At 52.2% G+C, this 24,598-nt stretch carries 24 protein-coding genes; 16 read left to right on the top strand and 8 right to left on the bottom strand.

The features are described 5' to 3' along the window. Positions 1 to 237: 237 nt before the first annotated feature. The 3 genes from NBZ79_RS13160 (at position 238) to NBZ79_RS13150 (ending at position 5,064) form a co-directional block, all read left to right on the top strand. The gene (locus tag NBZ79_RS13160; protein ID WP_251932931.1) at positions 238 to 1,335 is read left to right on the top strand and encodes a TRAP transporter substrate-binding protein; all 1,098 of its coding nucleotides are present in this window, start codon (positions 238 to 240) and stop codon (positions 1,333 to 1,335) included. Positions 1,336 to 1,398: 63 nt separating this feature from the next. Beyond that, complete coding sequence (locus NBZ79_RS13155) at positions 1,399 to 2,397, top strand: TRAP transporter small permease subunit (RefSeq protein ID WP_251932930.1); 999 nt, start codon at positions 1,399 to 1,401, stop codon at positions 2,395 to 2,397. A 9-nt stretch (positions 2,398 to 2,406) separates the two neighbouring features. Continuing rightward, positions 2,407 to 5,064 carry a TRAP transporter large permease subunit gene (locus tag NBZ79_RS13150; RefSeq protein ID WP_251932929.1) on the top strand — a complete coding sequence of 886 codons (2,658 nt, stop codon included), beginning with the start codon at positions 2,407 to 2,409 and terminating at the stop codon, positions 5,062 to 5,064. 103 nt (positions 5,065 to 5,167) lie between these two features. On the opposite strand, the gene NBZ79_RS13145 is transcribed toward NBZ79_RS13150, so the two are convergent. After that, on the bottom strand, positions 5,168 to 5,896 hold the full coding sequence (locus tag NBZ79_RS13145; protein WP_251932928.1) for an arginyltransferase: 729 nt from the start codon (positions 5,894 to 5,896) through the stop codon (positions 5,168 to 5,170). A gap of 92 nt (positions 5,897 to 5,988) precedes the next feature. After that, positions 5,989 to 7,845: an SLC13 family permease gene (locus NBZ79_RS13140; protein WP_251932927.1), complete on the bottom strand. Its 1,857-nt coding sequence runs from the start codon at positions 7,843 to 7,845 to the stop codon at positions 5,989 to 5,991. Positions 7,846 to 7,995: 150 nt separating this feature from the next. Between NBZ79_RS13140 and NBZ79_RS13135 the strand changes: the two genes are divergently transcribed. After that, positions 7,996 to 9,261, top strand: a complete 1,266-nt coding sequence (locus NBZ79_RS13135) for an NAD(P)/FAD-dependent oxidoreductase (RefSeq protein WP_251932926.1) — start codon at positions 7,996 to 7,998, stop codon at positions 9,259 to 9,261. Here NBZ79_RS13135 and NBZ79_RS13130 read toward each other — a convergent pair. Beyond that, positions 9,253 to 9,777: an RDD family protein gene (locus NBZ79_RS13130; protein ID WP_251932925.1), complete on the bottom strand. Its 525-nt coding sequence runs from the start codon at positions 9,775 to 9,777 to the stop codon at positions 9,253 to 9,255. The genes NBZ79_RS13135 and NBZ79_RS13130 overlap by 9 nt on opposite strands. A gap of 140 nt (positions 9,778 to 9,917) precedes the next feature. Here NBZ79_RS13130 and NBZ79_RS13125 point away from each other — a divergent pair, with 140 nt between their 5' ends. Beyond that, positions 9,918 to 11,117, top strand: a complete 1,200-nt coding sequence (locus NBZ79_RS13125; protein WP_251932924.1) for an MFS transporter — start codon at positions 9,918 to 9,920, stop codon at positions 11,115 to 11,117. An 8-nt stretch (positions 11,118 to 11,125) separates the two neighbouring features. Further along, complete coding sequence (locus tag NBZ79_RS13120) at positions 11,126 to 11,893, top strand: class I SAM-dependent methyltransferase (RefSeq protein ID WP_251932923.1); 768 nt, start codon at positions 11,126 to 11,128, stop codon at positions 11,891 to 11,893. Position 11,894: 1 nt separating this feature from the next. On the opposite strand, the gene motB is transcribed toward NBZ79_RS13120, so the two are convergent. Continuing rightward, on the bottom strand, positions 11,895 to 12,785 hold the full coding sequence (gene motB / locus NBZ79_RS13115; RefSeq protein ID WP_251932922.1) for a flagellar motor protein MotB: 891 nt from the start codon (positions 12,783 to 12,785) through the stop codon (positions 11,895 to 11,897). A gap of 31 nt (positions 12,786 to 12,816) precedes the next feature. Next, entirely contained in the window at positions 12,817 to 13,674 is an 858-nt protein-coding gene (gene motA, locus NBZ79_RS13110) for a flagellar motor stator protein MotA (RefSeq protein ID WP_251932921.1), read from the bottom strand. A 259-nt stretch (positions 13,675 to 13,933) separates the two neighbouring features. Here motA and NBZ79_RS13105 point away from each other — a divergent pair, with 259 nt between their 5' ends. Continuing rightward, complete coding sequence (locus NBZ79_RS13105) at positions 13,934 to 14,407, top strand: flavin reductase family protein (RefSeq protein WP_251932920.1); 474 nt, start codon at positions 13,934 to 13,936, stop codon at positions 14,405 to 14,407. 69 nt (positions 14,408 to 14,476) lie between these two features. After that, the gene (locus tag NBZ79_RS13100; RefSeq protein ID WP_251932919.1) at positions 14,477 to 15,355 is read left to right on the top strand and encodes an NAD(P)-dependent oxidoreductase; all 879 of its coding nucleotides are present in this window, start codon (positions 14,477 to 14,479) and stop codon (positions 15,353 to 15,355) included. 12 nt (positions 15,356 to 15,367) lie between these two features. Here NBZ79_RS13100 and NBZ79_RS13095 read toward each other — a convergent pair whose 3' ends face one another. Continuing rightward, the gene (locus NBZ79_RS13095; protein ID WP_251932918.1) at positions 15,368 to 15,817 is read right to left on the bottom strand and encodes a CAP domain-containing protein; all 450 of its coding nucleotides are present in this window, start codon (positions 15,815 to 15,817) and stop codon (positions 15,368 to 15,370) included. A gap of 85 nt (positions 15,818 to 15,902) precedes the next feature. Between NBZ79_RS13095 and NBZ79_RS13090 the strand changes: the two genes are divergently transcribed. Beyond that, positions 15,903 to 17,054, top strand: coding sequence for a trans-sulfuration enzyme family protein (locus tag NBZ79_RS13090; protein WP_251932917.1), 1,152 nt, complete (start codon positions 15,903 to 15,905; stop codon positions 17,052 to 17,054). Then, positions 17,055 to 17,801, top strand: a complete 747-nt coding sequence (locus NBZ79_RS13085) for an SDR family oxidoreductase (protein ID WP_251932916.1) — start codon at positions 17,055 to 17,057, stop codon at positions 17,799 to 17,801. Between the two features lie 6 nt (positions 17,802 to 17,807). On the opposite strand, the gene hemB is transcribed toward NBZ79_RS13085, so the two are convergent. Continuing rightward, complete coding sequence (gene hemB, locus NBZ79_RS13080) at positions 17,808 to 18,809, bottom strand: porphobilinogen synthase (protein WP_251932915.1); 1,002 nt, start codon at positions 18,807 to 18,809, stop codon at positions 17,808 to 17,810. Positions 18,810 to 18,975: 166 nt separating this feature from the next. On the opposite strand from hemB, the gene NBZ79_RS13075 reads away from it, so the two are divergent. Then, positions 18,976 to 20,127, top strand: coding sequence for an acyl-CoA dehydrogenase family protein (locus NBZ79_RS13075; protein ID WP_251932914.1), 1,152 nt, complete (start codon positions 18,976 to 18,978; stop codon positions 20,125 to 20,127). A gap of 2 nt (positions 20,128 to 20,129) precedes the next feature. Next, positions 20,130 to 21,185, top strand: coding sequence for an enoyl-CoA hydratase/isomerase family protein (locus NBZ79_RS13070; RefSeq protein WP_251932913.1), 1,056 nt, complete (start codon positions 20,130 to 20,132; stop codon positions 21,183 to 21,185). A gap of 3 nt (positions 21,186 to 21,188) precedes the next feature. Here NBZ79_RS13070 and NBZ79_RS13065 read toward each other — a convergent pair whose 3' ends face one another. Beyond that, entirely contained in the window at positions 21,189 to 21,485 is a 297-nt protein-coding gene (locus tag NBZ79_RS13065; RefSeq protein WP_251932912.1) for a DUF1330 domain-containing protein, read from the bottom strand. Positions 21,486 to 21,547: 62 nt separating this feature from the next. Here NBZ79_RS13065 and NBZ79_RS13060 point away from each other — a divergent pair, with 62 nt between their 5' ends. From NBZ79_RS13060 to NBZ79_RS13045, 4 genes are all read left to right on the top strand, one after another. Then, a complete protein-coding gene (locus tag NBZ79_RS13060; protein WP_251932911.1) occupies positions 21,548 to 22,342 on the top strand; it encodes an enoyl-CoA hydratase/isomerase family protein in 795 nt (264 codons plus the stop codon). 202 nt (positions 22,343 to 22,544) lie between these two features. Further along, a complete protein-coding gene (locus NBZ79_RS13055) occupies positions 22,545 to 23,177 on the top strand; it encodes a DUF5343 domain-containing protein (RefSeq protein ID WP_251932910.1) in 633 nt (210 codons plus the stop codon). A 1-nt stretch (position 23,178) separates the two neighbouring features. Beyond that, a complete protein-coding gene (locus NBZ79_RS13050; protein WP_251932909.1) occupies positions 23,179 to 23,757 on the top strand; it encodes a Swt1 family HEPN domain-containing protein in 579 nt (192 codons plus the stop codon). A 10-nt stretch (positions 23,758 to 23,767) separates the two neighbouring features. Continuing rightward, entirely contained in the window at positions 23,768 to 24,571 is an 804-nt protein-coding gene (locus NBZ79_RS13045; RefSeq protein ID WP_251932908.1) for an alpha/beta hydrolase, read from the top strand. Positions 24,572 to 24,598: the final 27 nt, after the last annotated feature.

Below are 24,598 nucleotides of genomic sequence, written 5' to 3'. Positions count from 1 at the left end.
AAACGGTACTTAACATCACTATTTTCGAATGTGAAATTTTGCCTTGTATTTGAGTCATCTTCCTGCAAAATGCGGGCGACAGGGAGAACTCGCGGAAATTTTACTGGCAAATAAACCAGAAAAGACGACGCTTACATTGATTCGCATCGAAAATTATCGCGACAATTCTGTTATATGAAAACGATTTAGAGAGGGCGAGCCATTTTGCCCTTTGACTTAAAATGGGAGAAATATCTTATGGAACGACGCAAGTTTTTGACGGGCGCTGCGATTGCAGGTGCCGGTGCTGCCGCAATACCGTTTGCTGCACCAGCAATCGCCCAGGAACGCAAGGAGATGACAATTGTCTCCACATGGCCACGGGACTTTCCAGGACTTGGCATTAGTGCCCAGCGTCTTGCAGCCCGGATTACCGAACTTAGTGAAGGTCGGCTGACAACGAAATATTTTGCAGCCGGCGAACGCGTTGGTGCATTTGATTCATTTGACGAAGTAGCCTCAGGAAATGCGCAAGCATATATTGCTGCTGATTACTATTGGAAAGGCAAGCATCCTGGCTTTGCATATTTCACATCTGTACCTTTGGGAATGACAACATCAGAGTGGAATGCCTGGATTAAATTCGCCGGTGGTCAGGCCCTTTGGGACGAAATGTCCGGTGAATATGGCTTGAAGGCATTGGCTTGCGGTGCAACCGGTACCCAAATGGGTGGTTGGTTCAACAAGGAAGTTAATTCTGCTGAAGACCTTAAGGGTCTGAAGATGCGTATTCCTGGCCTGGGCGGTGACGTCATGGCTAAATTGGGCGCGTCTCCGGTTTCTCTTCCAGGTGGCCAGATTTATGAAAACCTTGTTTCCGGCGCTATCGATGCAACGGAATGGGTGGGTCCGTATAACGATTACTTCATGAAATTTTATGAAGCAGCGAAATACTACTACTACCCAGGTATGCATGAGCCAGGCGGAGGATTGGCGTTCGGCATGAATAAATCATGGTGGGAAAGCCTCTCCAAATGGGAACAAGCTGTCATCACAGCGGCTTGCATGGAAGAACATGCCGGTCAGTATGAAGAAGCCATGGCCCTTAACGGAACGTACCTGAACAAAATGGTAACGGAAAATGGCGTTATTCTGAAAGAGTTTAACGACGATATCTATGACAGCTTTGCTGAAGCTGCTCTCGAGGTTTTTGAAGAAACCCGTGATCACAGCCCGCTTGCAGCGAAGATCAATGATGCCTTCCAAAAGAACCTCCGGGAAATCGGTGGCTGGACAAGAATTGCCGAAGTGGCCTTCTCGAACCAGCGGAACCGTGTTCTTGGTATAGACGGCTAAAATCGTTAATCAGAAGACAGGGGCGGGATCAACATCTCGCCCCTTCCTCTTTGGGAGATGCAGATGACAGTGGCAGAAGATGTATACGCATCTGGCCGCGGGCTACAGTTGACAGTCCGCATTTTTGGGTGGTTCATGCTTGTAGCGGTTCCGCTGTACTTCTTTGATAATTTTCTTACATTTGTTTTGGGCTGGCCGGGTATCGGTGCGATTTTCAAGTCGGAAGGAGCGGGCGCCAATTCATGGATACAATTATTCCTGTATATTGCTGGCCTGGTCTTTGCCGTCGTCTATGTCATGCGTACCTCGGGGCGTCACCTTCGAGATGAAGCCAAATCAATTACAAGATTTAATACTTTCCTAGTGCGCGCCGCTTTTTGGGCTGTGCTGTTCGTTGGTCTTGCCGATATGGCAATTTCGTTTCTCCGCGTTGAAGGAATATTGTCCTCCGTGGTAGGGGATCAGCTGGCCTCGGATCTGGGGCGCCCGCAATTTCGCGGTACAATGGTTCATATTCCGTTGATGGTGTTGAGCATTCTTCTCGCCTTGCGTACCAAAACACTCGGGTTTCAATGGCTGGCTCTTCTAGTGGTGTTTGCCGAACTTACGATTGTTATCACCCGCTTTATCTTTTCCTATGAACAGTCATTTATGGGGGATCTCGTTCGGTTTTGGTATGCCGCTTTGTTCCTGTTTGCCAGCGCCTTTACCCTGGTGGAAGAAGGCCATGTTCGGGTGGATGTTTTCTACGCCGGTTTCAAGACGAAAACCAAGGGTTTCGTTAATGCCGTCGGGACGTTATTTCTCGGGATAACGCTTTGTTGGACAATCTTGTTCGTCGGCATGGGAAATAAAGCGGCGATTATTTACAGCCCACTCGCAAATTTTGAAGTCACACAATCGGGCTTCGGGCTGTATGTGAAATATCTTATGGCCGGATTCCTTGCGGTTTTCGCTGTGACAATGCTTATTCAGTTTGTCAGTTATCTGATGGAAGCCGTGGCTGATTACAAAGAACAACCGGGTCACGAGGATCATGAACCCCCCGTTACGGCAGGTTAGAGCAAGACTATGGAACTCTTTTTTCTCGCTATTCTAATTCTTTTGATGGCTCTTGCTCTAGGCTCGGGGTATCCAGTTGCTTTCGCCTTGCCGGGCTCTGCAATTGTAACCGTCGCGCTGGCGGCGCTTTCCGGGTTTCTGTTCGAAAGCAATCCTGATGCCTATTTTCATCAAGGGGGGCCATGGCAATGGTTAAGTGCCGGTGTCACCAACCTGAGGAGTGTCTATTGGGAGGTTGAGCGCGACACACTAATCGCGATCCCGCTCTTCATTTTTATGGGCATTATGCTCCAGCGTTCGAAAATCGCTGAAGATCTGCTTGTAACAATGGCGCAGTTGTTTGGGCCGGTTCCGGGTGGTTTGGGTATTTCCGTTGTTTTTGTGGGTGCCTTATTGGCAGCGACCACAGGCATTGTTGGCGCAACTGTTGTCGCAATGGGACTTATTTCATTGCCTGCGATGCTACGGAATAATTATTCCAGGCCGCTGGCAACCGGAACTATCGCCGCTTCAGGGACATTGGGTCAGATTATTCCACCTTCTATTGTCCTGATTATTCTTGCCGATCAGCTGGCGAGTGCCACTGATCAGGCAGGGACAGCGCGAAAGGCACTGCATAAATCCGCGACCGGCGAATTGACAATGCCGTCGTCTTTCGACGTGATCTCGACAAGTGCGGGTGAAATGTTCCTGGGTGCCTTTGTTCCAGGTTTGCTGCTCGTCGCCATTTACATGATCTTTATTCTTGGCTTCGCCTTTATTCGACCAAAGGCCGCCCCCGCCGTACGCTATGGCGGAAGCTTTGATCGTGCCTTTTTCGGCAAGCTGTTTATGGCTCTTTTCCCACCACTGGGGCTTATTTTCCTCGTGCTGGGATCAATCATCGCCGGTGTTGCGACGGTTAACCAGGCTGGATCTATCGGCGCGGTCGGCGCCATCCTGATGGCAGGGTATCGATTGAAAGAAGGCGAAAGAGGCGCCTTTGCGCCGGTCATACTCGGACTGCTGTCTCTCGCAGGTATTCTTGTTGTTCTGGCCTTCTTCGATACGAATATTAAATCCATTTCGGACACCCGTAGTGCCATTGGTGTCACCCTTGGGTTAATGGCAACGGCGGGACTGATTGTCTCCATCATCTGGAGTAGTTTACGCGCTTACAAAATTGATAACACGCTTCAGGAAGTAATGATCGAAACCGCAAAGACCACGTCTTTGGTTTTTATCATCCTATTGGGCGCAGCCATGTTAACGGCTGCTTTCCGGGCATTTGGCGGGGAAGAGCTTGTTCGTGATTTCCTCAACAGCATGCCCGGCGGTTTCTGGTCAAAATTTGTCATCGTTATGGCTGTGATCTTTGTTCTGGGTTTCTTCCTGGATTTCATTGAAATTGCTGTTGTTGTTGTGCCGATCGTGGCGCCAATTTTGCTTGCTGATCCGTCGGCGAACATAACCGCCGTTTGGCTTGGTGTGATGATCGGATTGAATATCCAGACCTCCTTCCTGACGCCGCCCTTTGGTTTCGCGTTATTTTATTTACGAGGTGTCGCCCCGCCAATTGTTAAGACGATTGAGATGTACAAAGGTGTTATCGCCTTTATTACCTTGCAGTTAATCGCGCTTGTTGTTGTTGGATTGTACCCGCAATTGGTCAATTATCTGCCTAACCGGACTTCCTTAACGGCAGAAACCGCACCGCCACCGCGTAACCCGCGACTGGAATATTGCGTTGAAAAATATATTGCGGACCAGTTCACTGCGACTGAGGCAGAATTCGCCAGTACGCTGGCTGCGGTGCGTGGCCTGAATCTGAGTTATCTTCCGAAGCGTACCGCCTCTGCGTTGACGAAAAGTTTTGACGCGGCGGAAAGCGCGCCCGGCTTGCTGAAACAGGCTTTTGAAGCGGAAGGCGTTGTCGAGCAGAAGAAAGACGGATTTGTTCCAATGCAAAGGGTCGTCAGAAAACTCGAGAATGATGTGCGTAAAATTGAAGCGGAAATCGAAGAGAATGACACACTGGTTGGCCGTATGCGCAGTGAAGACCAGGCCGTTCAAAAGAAGAAGCTTGAAGACGACATTCTGGAGTTGAAGTCGGAGCGAGATGCTCTTGTCGCGAAAATACCTGCCGAGTGGGATGGCGTTTACAATGATTTCAGAAAATCGTTGAAGGACGAATCCACATTAAGGCTGCAATTCCGCCGGGCATCTGACAGTGGTTACTCGACCGTGAAAGATTTCATGAACGTCTTGCGGAGTAACGACGCATTCGCAGCGTTGCAGGCGGACCTGATGAAACTGAAGGAAGAGTTGCTGGTGAAGGAACCGGCGGAATTGGTTCCAGAGGTTGAGGCCCTGACGAAACGGTTCAATGATGTTACCGGTGCCGACGAAATCCGGTCCGGACTGTCGAAAGTCCGTCGCCCCCTCAAGGCAAAAACCCCGAAAATTGATAAAGCCGTGAAAGAGATGGATAAGGTCGTCAAGAAATACGACACCCAGCTTGCATGGCGTGAAAAGGCCGGGGTTAATCTGTTAAGCGGTCTGGAAACCTATGCTGAGCAAATGCTGGGGACCCTTGGCGTTCGGTTGCAGACAAAAATGACCAAGGAACAGGCTTTATTCGTTGCTGGTTGTCGCTCTGGCCATAAGGATATTTCCCATAATTTCTAGGGAAACACTTAAGGATTGCGGAATTGTGAGTAGCTTGCGCTGCCTCATGGTTCCGCAAATTCCGGCATAAGCCCGGGGCGAATACGGATAGTTTATCGAGTGTTTATTTGAGCGTGGGGGATAATGGCTCCCAGCCATTGCGGGTCAGTATTTCTGACGGCATGAACCGTTGTTTATACGACATTTTCTGACTTTGTTCGATCCAGTAGCCCAGATAAACAAACGGCAATTGCCGGTACCGGGCTTGCAGGATATGCCACAGGATCAGATAGGTCCCCGGGCTGCGTTTATCTTCATCCGGGGCAAAGAAGCTGTAGACGAGGGAAAGGCCATCTTCCATCACATCTGTCAGGCTGACCGCATACAGGCTGCCGTCTAATTTGCGAAACTCAACCAGTTGAGATTTGACAGGACTGTCTTCAATCATTGCCTGATAATCATCAAAATCCATATCAACCATGCCGCCATCCGAATGGCGCGACTGGAGATAATTATGGAATAAGGCGAAATGCTCTTGTGTTGCTGTCGTCGGAATTTCGGCAACCTTCAAATCCCTGTTCGCCTGCCAGACGCGGCGAAAGGACTTTTTCAGGTGAAATTCTTTTGCGTTGACCCGGATCGGGATGCAGGCGTCACATCCATCGCAGGCGGGTCGATATGCCAGGTCCTGGCTCCGCCTGAAGCCGGCATGACTTAACGTGTTATGGAGGTGATCTGGATCCTCGCCAGCAAGCAACGTCACAACTTTCCGCTCCAGCCGATCTTCAAGATAAGGGCAGGGTGCGGGAGGTGTTGAAAAGAAGAATCGGGAGGGAATCTCCACGCGCTTCATTTGAATGCCTTTGCTGCTATTGAACCAGTTTAAATAAGGGTAACGCGATTTCTCGTTTTATCAAATAGGGCAGCTGCAGAAATCTCCATAATTCACATCAATCCATAATAAAAAGGGGCTAAAAACGAAAATACGATCCACAGAAGGATAACCAATGGTCCCCCAGCCTTCAGAAAATCTACAAATTTATAATGGCCGGGGCCCATGACCAACAGATTCGTCTGATACCCCATGGGCGTGGCAAAGGAGCAATTTGCGCCGAATATTACGGCATAGACAAAAATCATCGGATCCACGCCCAGCTCTATTCCAAGGCTTATGCCGACGGGTGTGAACAAAACGGCTGTTGCATTATTGCTCAGGATATTGGTGAAGATGGCGACTATCAAAAAGAAGATGGACAGGATGACCGGTGGGCCGGCGCCCATCAGCAAAGATAACGCACCATGAGCGATATAGCTTGCCCCGCCTGTTGCCTGCATGGCCGCTCCAAGGCCAAGGGCAGCCCAGATCAAAAGCAGTATTCTACGGTCAATAGAGCGGCTCGCCTGATAGATATTGAGGCAACCGGAGACAACCATGGCCGCGGCTCCGGCAACTGCTGCGACGACAATCGGCAATACGCCTGTTGCGGCAGAAAGAACAACCAGGCCAAAAATAATTCTTGCCCGCCAGGCGAGGGCCGTTGCCGGAAGCTCTTTTGCCGACCATTCAAGAAGTAAAACGTCCGGATTACTCCGGATTCGCATAATATCCGCACGGTCTCCGAGTATGAGCAAAACGTCCCCGGCCTCAAGCCGAATATCCGTCATACGGCTTGTTCTGATCATGCGCGATCGCCGTTGAATGCCGACGACCACGCATTTTGTCCGATAGTGAAAACTCACTTGATATAATGCGCGACCGATCATTCGCGACGCCGGTGCCACAACGGCTTCCGCCAGGGTTTGTTCCTGAGCGGGTTTAAGGTCAGACGGTGTTGGGTCTTCCGTTTCTTCTGGATTTAGCAGACCCTGAAGCATTTGCGGATTGTCGGCAAAGGCTTCAGTGATGGATTTACGGGTGCCGGCAAAAATGACGGCATCTGAAGGTCGCAGGGAAATGTTATCAAAGGGCGGGAGCAGGACATGCTCACCCCGCTGAATGAACCGGACCGTTATGTTTCGCAAACTCGGGAACTGGCCCATCAAGGCCCCTTCACCTACCAGGGGGCTGTCCGCGGCAATTTCCATTTGAACGATAAACTGCTTGCCGGAGATATCGACAACTTCGCCGGTGATGGAGGCCCGATTGGGAAGAATGCGGGGAATAATAATCAAGGCGTATAAAAGCCCGAAAAATGCCAGCACGGCACCGGGCAGCGTAAACTGGAAAAAGGACAGCTCGGGCAATCCTGCTTGAACTGCCGCAGCCATGACCAGAAGATTTGTCGACGAGCCGATCAGGGTTGTCATGCCTCCGAGAATCGATGCATAGCTTAGCGGGATCATCAAGGTGGAGGTTGAGCGATGAAGCCGCTCCGCCAGAGCTGTCATCAGGGGAATAAAAATTACCACCACGGGGGTGTTGTTCATGAAGGCGCTGATTATCAGCACGGTTGTCAGAACTACAGCGATCGCCAGAACCGGGTGATGCCGGCGCAAAGTTACCAATCGCCGGATCGGCTGATCCAGAGCGCCTGTTCGAACGATACCCTGACCAACGACGAGTAACGACAAGACGGTGATAAGTGCCGGATCACCAATACCTGCCAGTATATCAGCGGCAGTTAGAAGAATATCTCCATCGTTATTTTCCAACGGAAAGAAATGGAACAAGAGTAGAAGGCCGGCAATGACGCCGATGGAGGATATTTCGAGCTCAATGCGTTCGCTGGCAAAAGCGACAATAGCAACGGCAATGAAAGCGAGAAGAATCCAGATATGCAGAGTTGATTCAACTATTACCATGGAGTGTTCATTAATTCCTTGCCGTAATTTTGTGTCAGGGTAAAACCTAAGCCTGTGGCCGCCCCATTATTCTATATCATGAGGATTGAACGGAATCTTGCAAGCGCGGAGTTGGAAAGTAATGAAGTTACCTGTGAAAATAATTTTTTGATGGACAGCAATTTTTATCAAGCAACCGCACATTCGGCGACGGTATTTTCATCTCTTGATCAAGATGTTAGCGTCGATATTTGTATTGTCGGCGGCGGATATACCGGTTTGCTGAGTGCCCTTGAGTTGGCAGAAAGAGGGTATTCGGTTGCCGTGCTTGAGGCGCAATCGGTGGGGTGGGGTGCTTCGGGCCGCAACGGCGGCCAAATCGCTACCGGCTATCAGCCCGGCATGATTGAAACCACCCGGCTGGTTGGTATCGATGACAGTGCGAAATTATGGGCTATGTCCGTCGAGGCGACCGGCATCCTGAAAAACCGTATTGCGGATCATGAGATCAAGTGTGATCTCAAGGAAGGCGAGCTTTATGCCGCGACAAAGAATAGCCATCGCGACTGGTTGTTGCGGGAAATGGCCTTCTGTCAGGATAACTTTGATTTTCAGGGGTATGAATGGATCAGCGGGGCTGATCTCCCCAATTATGTAGGGACAACGCGATACAAGGCGGGTTTACTGGATTATCAGGGCGGTCATTTACATCCGCTCAATTACGCCTTGGGTTTGGCGCGGGCGGCGGCAGCCGCCGGTGTGCAGATATTTGAACATTCAAAAGCACTGGAGCTCGTTGAGGGGAAAAAGCCTGTTCTAAAAGCCGCTGGCGGTAAAATTACGGCCTCTTCGGTTATTTTGGCCGGCAATGCTTATATGAACGGTTTGAATGCCGGATTGGACGCCAGAATAATCCCGGTAAGCAGCTATATTATTGCGACAGAGAAGTTATCCGCCGACCGGGCACGAACAATCCTGAAAACCGAGGCTTGCGTTTCCGATACCGATTTTAACCTGGATTACTTTCGTATGTCTGCGGATCATCGTTTGCTGTATGGCGGGCGTGATTATGCGGGGCGGCATCTCAAGCGTCCCGAAGACGTGCTCCGGCATCATATGTTACGGACATTTCCTCAGCTTGAAGATGTGAGGGTCGAGTTTGCCTGGGGCGGGAAAGTCGCCGTAACCCGACATCGTTTGCCCGATATCGGCCGAATTGGGCAAAATATTTATTACGCCCACGGATTTTCGGGGCAGGGGCTGCCTTTATCGGCCATTGCCGGCCGGATACTGGCAGAGGCGGTTAGCGGTGAAATGGAACGCCTGGACGTGTTCAGCCGAATTCCCCACAAACCCTTTCCTGGGGGGACAGCGCTGCGGGTTCCGCTGTTGTCTCTCGCGATGAAATATTACCAGCTGCGGGATGCGCTAGGATGATAGGGGAATACGGCGGATTATTGTGCTGGTGACATAGTCATGCAGGCATCGCCCTCTTGGGTTAAACAAGGATACCAGCAAAATCAGGGATGAGGTAACCGCAACGGAAAAATAAAACAGAGCTACCTGAAGAAAGGCAGTCATGTAATCGGGATCACCGCCAGTATCAAGCTCCATGCGGATATTCATAAACCGCATACCGAGGGTCGCGTTCCAGTCGCTCCCCACAAGAAATGTATGATAGGCGAGCGGGATAAGAGCCAGAACGATTACCAAAAGCGGGGTTAGAATGCCGAAACTGATGATCCCAAGGATGGTTGAGATAAAAATTGCTATTACAGTAACGATGGCGATGCAAACCACATCGATGAAATACGCAAATATGCGTCGAAGCCGAATACTCTCGAAGTCATCAGGATTTAAAGAATTCGCGTAAGATGTTTGTTTTGCCTCTTGTGTATTACCAGAGTTTTCCAGGGAACTTAGCTCAATTAGGGGGCCGTTTGACTCTTTCACGTTGCCATAAATCCTTTTCTTGCAGAAAACAATTGGTACCGCATTCTAGTAATAAATGGTACTTGATGAGACAATTACAATCATCCAATGATGAATTGGGCAAATCAGAATAGCAAAAAACGTAAGCCGGAGACGGATAAATGCAGTCCAGGTCATTTCTCATTCTTATCATCGCAGGCGGCCTCATAAGCCTTGTCGCCATGGGTTCAAGAGCGGTTTTCGGCTTGTTTTTGGAGCCGGTTTCGACGGATATGGGCTGGGGCCGGGAGATTTTTGGCCTGGCGCTGGCCATCCAGAACCTGGTATGGGGTCTTTCCCAGCCGTTCGCCGGAATGATTGCCGATAAATATGGGTCCGGAAAAACACTGCTGGTTTCCGGTCTGGTTTATTCGGGCGGTATTTTCCTGATGTCGCAAACATCTTCGCAAACGGAATTACACCTGTCTGCCGGCTTGATGGTTGGATTGGGGCTGGCGGGCACCGGTTTTGGCGTCGTTATGGGGTCCGTAGGACGCGCGGTATCTGAAGAGAAGCGCTCAATGGCGCTGGGGATTGTCGGTGCCGCGGGCAGTTTGGGGCAATTCCTGATGCTGCCATTGGGTCAGGCCTTCCTGTCCAGTTATGGTTGGTCGACGGCACTGGTGTTGATTGCCATATGCACATTCATTGTTATTCCGGCATCAATGGGGGTCCGGGGCAAAGCGGAAGACAGCGGCGCTTCCGGTGCTGGCAGTATATCCGAAGCCATCCGCGAAGCCGCCAGCAGTAAAAGTTACTGGTTCCTGTTCGCCGGCTTTTTTGTCTGCGGATTTCATGTCACCTTTCTCGCCGTTCATTTACCTTCTTACCTGGTAGATCAGGGAATGGCTGCAAGTTACGGTGCAATGGCGCTTTCAATCGTTGGATTGTTCAATGTGGTCGGGTCGCTGGCAGCCGGATATCTTGGCGGTAAATATACGAAAAAATTCCTCCTGAGTTATCTTTATTTTGCCCGGGCAGCCCTGTTCGTCTGCTTTATCATTGTGCCGATGACCCCGGTGACGGTGGTCATCTTCTCCGGTATTCTCGGGTTGTTATGGCTCTCCACTGTCCCGCTTACGTCCGGATTGGTCGCCAGCTTGTATGGGGCAAAATATATGACGACGTTGTTTGGCTTCATTTTCTTTGGTCATCAAATGGGCGCCTTTCTAGGCGCCTGGTTGGGCGGGGTCGCCTATGACATGTACGGATCCTACGATGTGATCTGGTGGTTGAGTGTCGCCTTGGGGCTGATTTCGGGCCTTCTTCACTGGCCGATCAAGGAAGATGTTCCTGCCGGCCACACCCAAGCCGCACGTTAATCAAGACCATGACCACAGCAAACCGGCCGCCCATTTTTGCCATCCTGGCAATTCAGGCTGTTGTCTTCGGGGGATTGTACCTGGCCATGCCGACTGTGAACGCCTTGGTCGGGTATGGTGTTCCTCTTTTCTGGCAAATGTCCGCCCAGGGATTAATCGCGGCGACCGTTACCAAATATTTCAAATTTGGCTGGGGATGGGTAATTGGCCAATGTGTGGCTCCCCCGCTGGTGATCCTTGCCCTCGGACTGGGCCTGCCCATGTGGATTTATCCGGTTATCTTGATTTTACTGGTGCTTGTATTCTGGAATGTCGCTTCAAACCGGGTCCCGCTTTATCTCACAAACACAGAAACTTCTGCGGCTTTATTAAAGTTACTTCCTAATAAAAAGAGCATCAGGTTTGTTGATCTTGGCAGTGGCCTTGGTGGGACATTACGATATCTGGCAAGCCGCTCCCCTGAAAGCCGTTTTTACGGGGTGGAATCAGCACCTCTGCCCTTTATTTTTTCCTGGTGCTTACGCAAACTCCATGGCAAAGACAACCTGGAGTTCAGGTTTCGCGATATCTGGAAGGAAGATTTGTCTGAGTTCGACGTGGTATATTGTTTCTTGTCCCCTGTCCCCATGGCGCGGCTATTTGCCAAAGCACAGGAAGAACTGAAACCCGGAAGCTTGTTCATCAGCAACAGTTTCGCGGTACCGGATCAAAAGCCCGACAAGATCATCACCGTGAAGGACGGCCGCAAGACACAGCTGTTGATCTGGAAAATCTAGATCACTTCAAGTTTTTTGGCAGCACCGGTGTCTCCCGCAAAAGGATAATGCTGATACGCCGGTTACCGGGATTGGAAGGATCATCCGCAATCAACGGGTCGGTATCTGCGCGCCCGGCCACTTTTTCAATGCGGTCGGACGATAATCCGCCCTCAAGCAATGCGCGCCGGCTGGCATTGGCACGATCAGACGACAATTCCCAGTTCCCGTAGTCGCTGCCATTATAGGAAGAGCTGTCCGTATGACCACTAATGGAAAGACTGTTCGGGAGTTCTGCAATGGATTTTGCAATCATTGAAATCAGATTGCGGACACGGCCAGTAATCTTCGAACTGCCACTTTCAAACATGCTTTCGTTAAACTGGTCGACGATCTGAATGCGCAACCCTTCCGGTGTCATATCGATGATGATGTTATCTTGCAGACCGGAAAGCTGGGGATCCTTTGCTATGGCTTGCCGAATTTCATCTCTTGCCTGATCGAAGCTGGCTTCTTCGATCTTTGCCAGTTTGGCCAGCAGTTCAGCTTCTTCCATCTCGCGGGTTTTGGCGGCTTCCCCATCCTCTTTTTTACCCTGTTCAGGCGGTTGTATGCTGGAAACCACGGAGGGCGACCCCGTATCCGACAGGCGGGCGCCATCGACCTGCATGCTCCGGCCGCCAAGCATGCCGCCCGCGCCGGACTGGCTGAGGCTGGAGGTTGTTGGGGCAAAATAGTCGGACAGTCCTTCTTTTTGTTCTGTCGTTGTCACATTCAACAACCAAAGCAGCAGGAAAAACGCCATCATCGCCGTCACGAAATCCGCATAGGCAACCTTCCAGGCGCCACCATGGGCGCCATGCCCGCCTTTCTTGACTTTTTTAATGATTATGGGGACAGCATCATCGGCCATGGTTCAGAACCTGAATTTCCGCAAAAAAATGTTAAACTGTCGGGGCGTCATTGCAGGCTTCTTCCACCTCAACGAAAGTCGGCCGTTCATGATTGTAAAGGGTCTTGCGGGCAAACTCGACGGAGACCGCCGGGGCATAACCCTGCAGATGCGCCAGCAAGCCCTGCTTCATGCATTCGTAGTATTTTGAATCCGCGTCGGTAAACTGTTCCAGGTTTTTTCCCATGGGGGAAAACATGCCATAGGCCACGAAAATACCGAAAAACGTTCCCACCAAAGCGGCGGCGATCAAACCACCCAAGACTTCGGGAGGTTCGGCAATGGACCCCATTGTCACGATCACGCCCAGAACCGCCGCAACAATACCAAAGGCGGGAAGGGCTTCGCCCAAAGCCGTCACGGAGCCCGAGATGGCATGGCCTTCATTATGATGTGTTTCGATATCCTGTTCCATAAGGGCTTCAAGTTCATGCGGGTTTTCCGTGCCCATGGTCATGAGCCGCAGGTAGTCACACATGAAATCCTGCGCGTGATGATTTTTCAGAAAGCTGGGAAAATGCTGGAAGAGGGCACTTTCGGCCGGGTTCTCGATATGCGGCTCCAGGGCGATCATGCCTTTTGTCTTCGAGAGCTTGAAGATGGCATACATCAAAGTCAGCAATTCCGAATAGGATTGCTTGGTGTATGGGGCGCCCTTGATGAGTTTACCCATGGATTTCGCGACGCCCATGATAACCCATTTAGGGTTTGCCTGTAAAAAGGCGCCAAGCGCTGCGCCCAGAATAATAAGATATTCAAGCGGCTGGAATAGCACGGCGAAGCTGCCATGGGGGGCATACCCACCGGCAACAGAGCCAAATGTAACAACAATGCCAATAATCCAAAACATTCTCGAGAAAACCTTTACTTTTACGCACATATATTGCGTTCCCGATTTTTATGGAAAATGGTTAATAAAGCGTGTGTAATTTTACGAAGTTTTTAGCGAATGGTGAATTCCCTCGTCTGGATTAAATTTATCACCCCCTTTAATGACAGGCGAAGACGAAGAAAAGGGATGATTTTGTCTGTTATCTATGGGAAAGTGCGCGCCGCTTCCGTATGCTAGGGAGCAGGGTTTAGGTAAGTAGCAATCTTGGTCGCGTAAAATGACATTTGATGCAAAAGAATTTAGGAATGCGCTGGGCTGCTTTGCAACTGGGATAACAGTTGTCACGGCAAAGAATGCCAATGACGAGCCACTCGGCGTGACGATAAATTCCTTTAGCTCGGTCTCGCTTGATCCACCGCTGGTCCTGTTCAGCCTGGCGCGGGTTGGCGGACATTGTCAGGAGTTTATGATTTCGGGCAAATTCGCGGTCAATATCCTGACGCCGGCACAACGGCAACTGTCGGACAGGTTTTCCATGGCGCGGGACAATCGGTTTGAAGGCATTGATTTTCATTTGGGGGAGAACGGGTGCCCGGTGTTCGAGGGCAGCTTGTCTGTTTTTGAATGTGAAACACATGCGGTTCATGACGCCGGTGATCACTCCGTTTTTATCTGCCGGGTGACAAATGTCGTGGTTGGAGAAGAGGATCAGGCATTGCTGTTTCACAAAGGGCAATATCACACTTTCTAGCAGGTCAATGACCTGACAGGTTTCGCGGGCGCGACTTAATAACGACTTTAAAATCAGGGAAGACAAAAGATGGGAACGAAAGCTGCATTCATCGGGTTGGGCGTCATGGGATATCCAATGGCAGGATTTCTGCAAAAAGCCGGTTATGACGTGACCGTTTACAATCGAACTAAGGCGAAGGCCGATCAGTGGGTTTCCGACTATGGTGGCACGGCGGCTGACACACCTGCTGCTGCGGCATCCGGCGCGGAATTCGTGATGGCCTGCGTTGGCAATGATGATGATTTACGCAGTGTCGTTCTTGGGGACAGCGGGGCTTTTGCGGGTATGGACGCCGGATCGGTCTTTATCGATCACACCACGGCCTCCTCTGAGGTGGCGCGGGAACTGGCGGAAATTGCCAGGGGAGATGGCATTGGCTTTGTGGATGCACCGGTGTCCGGCGGGCAGGCCGGTGCGGAAAACGGCGTGCTGACCGTCATGTGCGGTGGCGGTACAGCGGATTTTGACCGGGCGAAAACACCAATTGATGCCTATTCTCAAGCCTGCATGCTGCTGGGCGATGTCGGGGCGGGACAGCTAACAAAGATGGTCAATCAGATATGCATAGCCGGTGTGGTCCAGGGATTGTCCGAAGGTATTCATTTTGCGCAAAAAGCCGGGCTTGATGCCGAAAAAGTCATAGAAGTGATTTCCAAGGGCGCAGCACAGAGCTGGCAGATGGAAAATCGCTATAAAACAATGATTGCCGATGAGTTTGAATTCGGCTTTGCCGTTGACTGGATGCGCAAGGATCTGGGGATCTGCCTCAGCACCAGCGACCAGATCGGGGCGAGCTTGCCGAACACGGCAATGGTGGATCAGTATTATTCTGATGTTCAGAATATGGGGGGTAATCGCTGGGATACCTCAAGCCTGGTTCGTCGTTTGCGGGCTCTGCAGAAATAACCCAGTCCCTGGCTAGGGAACCGTTTTTATCGGTGCCGCCAGGGACAGCGACCAATAGCGCAGGATATCTGTTTCCGGACGCCCTGGTTCCGAAAAACCAATACCCATATTGGTAATATGGGTATTTAGAATATTGTCACGGTGCGGCGGACTGTTCATCCAAAGACGGATCAAGCCCGCTGCATCAACAGCACCGAGCGCTATATTTTCAGCAGCCACGGAAAACAGGTAACCGGTTGCCCGAATTCTATCGGCAATCTCCGACGCCTGAACCGGACTGGAGAGCGCCGGATGGAGGGTGAGTATTTTGGCGCCGGAATGGGTTAAGGCTTGCTTCTTTTCCATGAATTCAGCATGCTGCTGAGCGGTTTCCATGAGGCGCTTATCGAGTGTCAGCGGCAATAGATTCTTCTTTTGGCGCTCCGTGTTCAAGGTGTTAGTTATGGTGGTGATCAATGTCATCTGCCCGTCCAGTATATATTCGTAATTAGAGTATATATATAAATTCAATACGTCTTTAAAGTGTTGTAACGAAGTGAGGTTTTTTGTGACAGACAATAAAAAACAATTAAATCCGGACACCGTGACCGCGCAGGCGTTAGGATGGCTTGAGGAAAGCCACAAAGGTGTGATTCCGGGGATTTTTCCAAGCACGACTTATGAACGGGAGCCGGACGGCGACTATCCGTCAGGCCGAGTATATAGCCGTGACCACAACCCGAACTATGATCAACCCGAAAAAATCCTGTGTGAATTGGAGCAAGGATCCGACGCGCTTTTATTTTCTTCGGGTATGTCCGCCGCGCTCGCCGTTATTCAATCGCTCCGTCCCGGTGATCACATGATTGCGCCACAAGTCATGTATTGGTCGCTCCGTAAATGGCTGGTGACCGTTGGGGCCAGTTGGGGCATCGACATGTCATTTGTGCCGAACGGCGATGTGGCGGCGTTGAAAGCCGCCGTCCTTCCCGGGAAAACCAAACTTCTATGGCTGGAGACGCCGGCCAACCCAACCTGGGTTATCGATGATATTGCCGCCTGGGCCGAGGTTGCCGCCGAAGCCGGAGCCTGCCTTGCCGTTGACAACACGGTTGCAACTCCCTTGCTGACACAGCCTTTATCCTGGGGTGCCGATATTGTCATGCATTCGGCAACGAAATATCTTAACGGACATTCCGACGTGCTTGCCGGGGCTCTGATAACCAAAAAAGACGATGATTTCTGGGAAAAAGTGAAGGTTAATCGCAATGCCGGCGGTGCCGTTCTTGGCCCGTTCGAGGCCTGGTTGCTGTTACGCGGCATGCGGACGGTTTCCTTGAGGGTGCAGCGGGCGTCGGAAAATGCCCTGACTTTGGCCCGGCATTTTCATACCCATTCGGGCGTTGAAGAAGTTCTTTATCCGGGATTGCCGTCGCATCCGGGGCATGAGATCGCCGCCCGCCAGATGACCGGCGGGTTTGGCGGGATGCTGAGCGTGCGTATCAAGGGCGGCGAGGGAGCGGCCATGGCGGCGGCGGCCAAACTGGATTTGTTTAAACGGGCGACGTCTCTGGGAGGTGTTGAAAGCCTTGTGGAACATCGGGCCAGTATTGAAGGCGAGGGAACACCCTGTCCGCCGGATCTGCTGCGTTTGTCCATTGGCATTGAAAATGTACAGGATCTTATTGAAGATATGGAACAGGCGCTTGGAGGGAATTAAATGCATAAGACAGTCATTGTAACAGGGGGCAGCCGCGGTATCGGCGCCGCCATTTCCTTGGGCGCGGCTGAAAAAGGCTATGACGTCTGTGTTAATTATCTTGGCAACAAGGAAGCTGCGGCAGATGTTGTCCAGCAGATTACCGATGCCGGAGGCCGGGCTCTTGCGGTGCAGGGCGACATGTCGGTTGAAGCGGATATTCTGGCGATGTTTGCCCTGGTTGACCGGGAATTGGCGCCGTTACATGCACTGGTCAATAATGCCGGCGTGGTTGACGTGAAGGCGCGGGTGGATGAAATGACCGCGGACCGGCTGACGCGAATGTTTGCCATCAACCTGACCGGGCCCTTTCTATGCGCCCGCGAGGCCATCAAGCGCATGTCAACCTTGCATGGCGGAGACGGCGGGTCCATCGTCAATATCTCGTCCGTGGCGGCGCGCCTGGGCGGTCCCGGTGAATATGTGGATTATGCGGCATCAAAGGGCGGCATTGATGCCATGACCCTGGGGCTGTCAAAGGAGCTGGCGGAAGAGGGTATTCGCGTCAATGCCGTACGGCCCGGCGTTATTCGCACGGACATTCACGCCAGCGGTGGCCAGCCCGGCCGGATCGAGCGGGTGAAAGGCATGATCCCCATGAAACGGGCCGGCGAGCCGGAAGAAATCTCCAGCGCGGCTCTGTGGCTGATGTCCGATGAGGCGTCTTACACCACCGGGGCTTTGCTTGATGTATCCGGCGGCCGTTAGTCCGCTTTAGCCTTGTAAATGCAGGGCGGCATCCACGGCAAAGTAAGTCAGGATGCCGTCACAGCCCGCCCGTTTGAACCCGAGAAGGCTCTCCATGACGACCTTGTCCCGCTCCAGCCAGCCGTTTTGGGCCGCGGCACTGAGCATGGCATATTCCCCCGATACCTGATAGGCGAAGGTGGGAATTGCGAACGTATCCTTGACCCGCCGGCAGATGTCGAGATACGGCATGCCCGGTTTGACCATCACCATATCCGCCCCCTCATTGATATCGAGGGCAACTTCACGTATGGCTTCATCGCTATTGGCGGCGTTCATCTGATAGGTCCGCTTGTCGCTGGTTCCAAGATTACCCGTTGATCCAACCGCATCCCGGAAGGGGCCATAAAACCCCGAGGCGTATTTCGCGGCATAGGACATGATCGACGTGTTGATATGCCCCTCGATCTCAAGGGCGTCGCGGATTGCCCCGATCCGGCCATCCATCATATCCGACGGGGCAATGATATCGCAGCCCGCTTCGACCTGGTTCAGGGTCTGGCGGATAAGGGCTTCAACCGAGGGGTCGTTGACCACATAGCCATTCTCCACAAGGCCGTCCTGACCATGGAGGGTAAAGGGGTCAAGGGCGACATCGCACAGAACGCCCATTTCCGGAACGGCGTCTTTCAGGGCACGGATGGCTTTGCAGATGATATTGTCCGGATTATGAGCCTCCCGGCCGTCATCGGATTTCAGATGCTGTTCCACCGCCGGGAACAGGGCAATCACGGGAATACCAAGATTAAAGGCCTCTTTCGCGGCGATGACCAGTAAATCGACGCTCAACCGTTTGACGCCGGGCATGGAAGGGATCTCTACAGCCAGGTTTTCACCCTCATGAACAAAAACCGGCCAGATCAGGTCGGACGGTGTCAGGGTATTTTCCGCCACCAGCCGTCGGGACCAATCGGTTTTCCGGACACGGCGCATACGGGTGCGCGGAAAAGCAGGCGTCGGGGTTTTCATGGGGCGGTGTATCCTGTTGTCTGTATTCGGGTGGTTGCTGGCTGGCATATTATAGCGTGATGCGGGGTCCTGCAAATAATTAAACCTAACGGTCGTTTGGTATATTATTGACATCTTTCCGGGGACGACGTATCAAAGGGAAAGGGTTGATAAAAGGCGTACCGACATGGATTTTAATCTTACCGAGGATCAGGCTGCGTTTCGCGACATGGCGCGCGCCTTCTCAACAGATGTTTTCGCCCCCAACGCGGAAAAATGGGACGAGGAAAAAATCTTTCCCATTGATGAAATGCGGCAGGCCGCAGCACTGGGTTTTGGCGGCATTTATGTGGGGGAGGAGCATGGCGGATCGGCGCTGGGCCGGCTGGACTCGGCCATTATCTTTGAAGAGCTGGCCGCGGGCTGCACATCAACGGCGGCCTTTATCTCCATCCATAATATGGCGAGCTGGATGATTGACCGGTTTGGATCCAATATAGTCCGGGCAAAATTCGTCCCCAAACTGACCTCCATGGACTATGTCGCCAGCTATTGCCTGACGGAGCCGGGCTCCGGTTCCGATGCGGCGGCGCTCAGGACCAGGGCCGTGCGCGACGGCGATCATTATATCCTCAACGGCGCCAAGGCGTTTATTTCCGGTGGTGGCCATAGTGATGTCTATGTGACCATGGTGCGGACCGGTGACGACGGGCCGGGCGGGATCAGCTGCATAGCCGTACCTGCCGATGCGCCAGGTCTCAGTTTCGGGGCGCAGGAGCGGAAAATGGGCTGGAATTCCCAACCAACGGCCCAGGTCCAGTTCGATGATTGCCGGGTTCCCGTTGAGAATCTGGTGGGGGCGGAAGGCGAGGGGTTCAAAATCGCCATGCAGGGACTGGACGGCGGACGGCTTAATATCGGAGCCTGTTCCATCGGCGCGGCGCGTGCCTGCCTTGAAAGTGCCCAGAATTATACGGCGGAACGCAAGCAGTTCGGCAAACCGGTGGGAGAGTTCCAGGCGGTGCAGTTCAAGCTTGCCGACATGGCGACGGAGCTGGAGGCGGCGCGCCTGATGATCCGCCAGGCGGCGGCCAAGCTCGATGCGAAGGACCCGGAAGCCACGCTCTATTGTGCCATGGCCAAGCGCTATGCCACCGACGCCGGCTTTGATATCTGCAATGATGCGCTGCAGCTGCATGGCGGCTACGGTTTCTTGCGGGATTTCCCCATGGAACGGTTTGTCCGCGACACGCGGGTGCACCAGATCCTCGAAGGCACCAACGAGATTATGCGGGTGGTCATCGCCCGCAAACTGAAAGACGGACAGGGCAAGGGCTGATCATGACCGAACAAGACGAAATTATTTTCCGCCTGCAAGGATCCGTGGGCATGGTCACGTTGAACCGGCCACACGCGCTGAACGCGCTGACCCATGAAATGTGTCTGGCGCTGGATGCCAAGCTGGCGGAATGGGATACAGATCCGACCGTCAAGCTGGTGCTGGTGGAAGGGGCGGGGGATCGTGCCTTTTGTGCCGGCGGTGATATCATCAAGCTGTATGAAGAGGGCCGCAAAGGCGCCGACTATCCCTATCATTTCTACCGCGATGAGTATCTGCTCAACGCCCGTATCAAGCATTTCCATAAGCCCTATATCTCCTTTATCGATGGCATTGTCATGGGCGGCGGGGTTGGCGTCTCGGTACATGGCAGCCATCGCGTCGCCACGGAACGGACCCTGTTTGCCATGCCGGAATCGGGCATTGGCCTGTTTCCCGATGTGGGCGGATCGTATTTTCTGCCGCGCTGCCCCGGTGAGACGGGCATGTATGTGGGCCTGACTGGGGCCCGGCTGAAAGCGGACGACGCCGTCTTTCTCGGCATTTCCAATTCCCATGTGCCGTCGGAAAAGCTTAAAAGTCTGGAGGCGGCGCTGGTTGCCGCCGACTATACGGATAATATCCATCATGAGATTGATGTGATCATCGGCCGGTTTTCCGATCATCCCGGCGATGCCCCGATCATCGACCGCCTGAAACAGATCGATCATCATTTCGGCCAGTTCTCGGTCGAGGAAATCATCAGGAGCCTGCAGGAGGATGGCGATGACTGGTGCCTGAAAACCGCCGATATGCTGCTGACCAAGTCGCCGACCAGCATGAAAGTCTCGTTCGAGGAGCTGCGCCGCGGTGCGTCAATGGAATTTGACGACTGCATGCGCATGGAGTTCCGCATGGTCAACCGCATCATTCAGGGGGTTGATTTCTATGAGGGCACCCGCGCCGCCGTGGTCGACAAGGACCGGGCACCGAAATGGCAGCCGCCAACCCTGGAAGGGGTCAGCGACGCCGATGTGCAGGCTTATTTCGCCCCGCTGGACGATGGCGACTTGTACTAGGCTTTACGCCGGGACATATCCTTCGAGCAATGTAAAGGTACCGTTGGCCGCATTTTCCCGGGCGTCCTTGGCCTTGCCATATTCAGGACTGTTATAGAAACCACGGGCGGCCTCCATATCGGGGAATTGCAGGATCACCACGCGGCTGGTTTCCGCCGCGCCCTCCAGCGTTTCCATGGCACCGCCACGGGTCAGGTATTGTCCGCCGTATTTTTTGATGGCAACCGGTGCCAGAGATTTATACACTTCATATTGCTCCGGGTCGGTGACATTGATCCGGGCGATGATATAAGCGGGCATTTTTCTTCCTTTTTTGGGGAAATGATCGGGAACAGAATAATAAAAATATAAGAGGGAACCTCATGACCTACAAGTATGTATCTGTTGAAAAGAAGGACCGCGTCGCCATCGTCCGCTTTGATCGCGGCAATGCGGTCAATGCCATGTCCGTGGAGCTGATGAAGGAACTGCTTTTCGTCGCCCGCGATTTTGAAGGCGACACCGAAACCAACGCCATCATCCTCACCGGCAACGCCAAAAATTTCACCGTCGGCTTCGATTTGAAGGACGCCGCGCTGAAGGAACGGCTGGAGGCGGGCCTGATGGACAAGCGCGAGATGCTGTCGGTCGGCCCGAAAATGTGCAAGGCCTGGGAAGACTTGCAACCCATGACCATCGCCGCCGTGGAAGGCTATTGCATCGGCGGCGGCGTCGCCCTGATCGCCGCGCTGGATATGCGCATCGCGGGAAAATCCGCGCAATTCTACGTGCCGGAAATCCGCAACGGCATGAATATGAGCTGGCAGTCCATCCCGCGCATGGTCAACCTGATGGGCCCGGCCCGCACCAAGCAGCTCTGCATTATCGCCGAGATCATCTCCGCCGCCACGGCCGAGAAATGGCGCCTGGTGGAGGAAGTGACCGAGGATGGCAAGACGCTGGATCTGGCCCGGGACTTTGCCGCCAAAATCGCCGCCCGACCGCCGCTGCCCGTGCGCATGATCAAGCAGGGCGCCAGCGTCGCCGCCAACGCCCTCAACCACGCCACCAGCTATATGGATATCGATCAATATGCGCTGGCCACCGCGTCGGAGGATTATATGGAAGGCATCACCGCCTTCCTCGAAAAACGCGACCCGGAATTTCGCGGGCGGTAGAGCGTCTATCTTTGTCAACTAAGACAATATTTGCAGAGAATGACCTAAAAATTTCTATAGGACGGAAGTACTTCTTTTAGTATCAAAATATTAGCAAGCTCGGCATTGTAGTAAAAGTTGTATAAAGATGTTTTGATTGCTAATATAGGCTCTATATGTGTAATTGTTTGGAAGCCTATTGCTTTTGAAGAAGGGTTAGATAATGGCAAAAAATTATCCAGCATTTGTAAATGCGACTGGAGTGATTGCAAAAATATTAGACAAAATTAAAGTGGCGGCTACTCCCGAGAGATTTACTCAAGACTTTTTGGCAACGGAACTGGGGTTTCCCGGCGGTGGATCTAAAGCATTTATTCCCTTGGCTAAAAAACTTGGGCTACTCGCTAGCGATGGCACACCAACTGACCGTTATAAGCAGTTTAGAAATACAAATGATTCTGTTTCAAAGGCAGCGATGGCGGAGGCAATAAAAACTGCCTATGCGGATGTTTATTTGAGGAATGAGTATGCACACAGCTTAAGCAAGAACGATCTTACAGGCTTGATTATGGAAATGACTGGCTTGGAAAAAGGTAACAAAACAATAGGAGCAATTTGTGGAACTTATGAAGCGCTAAAGACTTTCGCTGACTTTAAAGCGTCACCTGCAAAAAGCGATCAGTTGGATGATCCAAAAGGAAACATAAACAATCCATTAGGTGGTGAAGTAGTAGATGCGGAAGATCTAAAACTTAATCTTTCTTACACAATTAACCTGGTTCTTCCTAAGACGGATGACGTTGCAGTATTTAATGCAATTTTTAAGAGCCTTCGAGAAAACCTTTTAAAGAAATAACATGGAAGAAAATATCAAATTATTCGTTATGTCTAACCAGATGGCTGAAAGCGATCTAGATGTTATCGAGAGCCAGCTCAAAATTGACCTTGGTAGGAATTTTGATTCCGAAAAAGATAAAGATGAAGAGTATTATCCACAGTTTCAGCACGCTATTCGGTCAGAGGCTCGTGAAATGGCAGTCCACTACGAGCTTTTCTATTGCCTCGAGCTCTCAATAAGAAACCTTGTTAAGGAAAAGATGAAATCTGAGATAGGTGAAAACTGGTGGGACAAGACGGATATTCCTGACCCAATTAAAAATAACGTGAAAGAAAATATCCAACGAGAAATTGAATCAGCTTTCACGCAAAGATCAGACGATGAACTTGATTACACTACTTTCGGTGAACTAGGAGAAATAGTTAGGAAAAATTGGGATCAATTCGGTGATCTCTTTAATAGTCAAAAGGGATTTAACCGTGTAATGCATAGTTTGAATTTATTAAGAGGCCCGATAGCACATTGTAGCCCTTTGGCAGAGGATGAAATTGTTCGATTGAGGCTAACGGTCAAAGACTGGTTTAGACTAATGGAATGAGTCCATTGTCATGATCCGCGCCACCAAATTTCTGGCCGTAATTGTCGTGATTTTCGGCATCCTGCCGTTCGCCGCCATGTATTTCCTGCAGGCGAAAATGATTTTTCCGGCGCCGGATCTGGTGCCGCCGGCTGGCCCGCAAGGGGATTTTGACGCAGTCAGGATCACCACCGAAGACGGGGAGACTTTACGCGCCTATGAACATCGGGCGGAGACCGGGGAGGCGACGATCCTCGTCTTTCACGGCAATGCAGACGCCGCCTTTTACCAGATCAGCAAGGGGGAGAAACTGGCGGCCGCCGGCTTTGGCGTTTTGTTGGTGGAATATCGCGGTTATGGCGGCAGTACGGGCAGCCCCACCGAAGCTGGCCTGATCAGGGATGGTCTCGCCTCCTACGATCATGTGCGCCGCCAATCGGATCAGCCCATCGGCCTCTACGCCCATTCGCTGGGCACCGGTGTCGCCGTGCCGGTGGCGGTGCAGCGCCCGGTCTTCGCCGTGGCGCTGGAGGCGCCCTTCACCTCGATCCTTGATGTGGCACGCTATCGCATGGGCTGGGTGCCGCTGGATGGCCTGCTCAAGCATCCGTTCCATTCCGACCAGCTGATCGGCCAGATCACCGCACCGATCCAGATCATCCATGGCACCGCCGACCGGGTTATCCCGTTCAAGCTCGGCAAACGCCTCGCCGAGCTGGCCCCAAAGGGCACCAAATTCCTCGCCATCGACGGCGCCGGCCATAACAACCTCGCGGCTTTTGGCAGCATTGAAATTGCCATTGCGTTTTTTAAAGAAGCGTTGGCGGAGCGGTAGCCGACACCGTTATATGAATTATTTATA

Source organism: Sneathiella marina, assembly GCF_023746535.1.
GTDB classification, from domain to species: Bacteria; Pseudomonadota; Alphaproteobacteria; order Sneathiellales; family Sneathiellaceae; genus Sneathiella; species Sneathiella marina.
The sequence above is the reverse complement of the archived record's forward strand: the minus strand, read 5'-3'. Positions and strand labels throughout refer to the sequence as shown.

Bases quoted from the DNA above. Each gene is read 5' to 3' on its own strand.
- NBZ79_RS13160 (WP_251932931.1), top strand. From the start codon at position 238: ATGGAACGACGCAAGTTTTTGACGGGCGCTGCGATTGCAGGTGCCGGT.
- NBZ79_RS13155 (WP_251932930.1), top strand. From the start codon at position 1,399: ATGACAGTGGCAGAAGATGTATACGCATCTGGCCGCGGGCTACAGTTG.
- NBZ79_RS13150 (WP_251932929.1), top strand. From the start codon at position 2,407: ATGGAACTCTTTTTTCTCGCTATTCTAATTCTTTTGATGGCTCTTGCT.
- NBZ79_RS13145 (WP_251932928.1), bottom strand. From the start codon at position 5,896: ATGAAGCGCGTGGAGATTCCCTCCCGATTCTTCTTTTCAACACCTCCC.
- NBZ79_RS13140 (WP_251932927.1), bottom strand. From the start codon at position 7,845: ATGGTAATAGTTGAATCAACTCTGCATATCTGGATTCTTCTCGCTTTC.
- NBZ79_RS13135 (WP_251932926.1), top strand. From the start codon at position 7,996: ATGGACAGCAATTTTTATCAAGCAACCGCACATTCGGCGACGGTATTT.
- NBZ79_RS13125 (WP_251932924.1), top strand. From the start codon at position 9,918: ATGCAGTCCAGGTCATTTCTCATTCTTATCATCGCAGGCGGCCTCATA.
- NBZ79_RS13120 (WP_251932923.1), top strand. From the start codon at position 11,126: ATGACCACAGCAAACCGGCCGCCCATTTTTGCCATCCTGGCAATTCAG.
- motB (WP_251932922.1), bottom strand. From the start codon at position 12,785: ATGGCCGATGATGCTGTCCCCATAATCATTAAAAAAGTCAAGAAAGGC.
- motA (WP_251932921.1), bottom strand. From the start codon at position 13,674: ATGTTTTGGATTATTGGCATTGTTGTTACATTTGGCTCTGTTGCCGGT.
- NBZ79_RS13105 (WP_251932920.1), top strand. From the start codon at position 13,934: ATGACATTTGATGCAAAAGAATTTAGGAATGCGCTGGGCTGCTTTGCA.
- NBZ79_RS13100 (WP_251932919.1), top strand. From the start codon at position 14,477: ATGGGAACGAAAGCTGCATTCATCGGGTTGGGCGTCATGGGATATCCA.
- NBZ79_RS13095 (WP_251932918.1), bottom strand. From the start codon at position 15,817: ATGACATTGATCACCACCATAACTAACACCTTGAACACGGAGCGCCAA.
- NBZ79_RS13085 (WP_251932916.1), top strand. From the start codon at position 17,055: ATGCATAAGACAGTCATTGTAACAGGGGGCAGCCGCGGTATCGGCGCC.
- hemB (WP_251932915.1), bottom strand. From the start codon at position 18,809: ATGAAAACCCCGACGCCTGCTTTTCCGCGCACCCGTATGCGCCGTGTC.
- NBZ79_RS13075 (WP_251932914.1), top strand. From the start codon at position 18,976: ATGGATTTTAATCTTACCGAGGATCAGGCTGCGTTTCGCGACATGGCG.
- NBZ79_RS13070 (WP_251932913.1), top strand. From the start codon at position 20,130: ATGACCGAACAAGACGAAATTATTTTCCGCCTGCAAGGATCCGTGGGC.
- NBZ79_RS13065 (WP_251932912.1), bottom strand. From the start codon at position 21,485: ATGCCCGCTTATATCATCGCCCGGATCAATGTCACCGACCCGGAGCAA.
- NBZ79_RS13060 (WP_251932911.1), top strand. From the start codon at position 21,548: ATGACCTACAAGTATGTATCTGTTGAAAAGAAGGACCGCGTCGCCATC.
- NBZ79_RS13055 (WP_251932910.1), top strand. From the start codon at position 22,545: ATGGCAAAAAATTATCCAGCATTTGTAAATGCGACTGGAGTGATTGCA.
- NBZ79_RS13050 (WP_251932909.1), top strand. From the start codon at position 23,179: ATGGAAGAAAATATCAAATTATTCGTTATGTCTAACCAGATGGCTGAA.
- NBZ79_RS13045 (WP_251932908.1), top strand. From the start codon at position 23,768: ATGATCCGCGCCACCAAATTTCTGGCCGTAATTGTCGTGATTTTCGGC.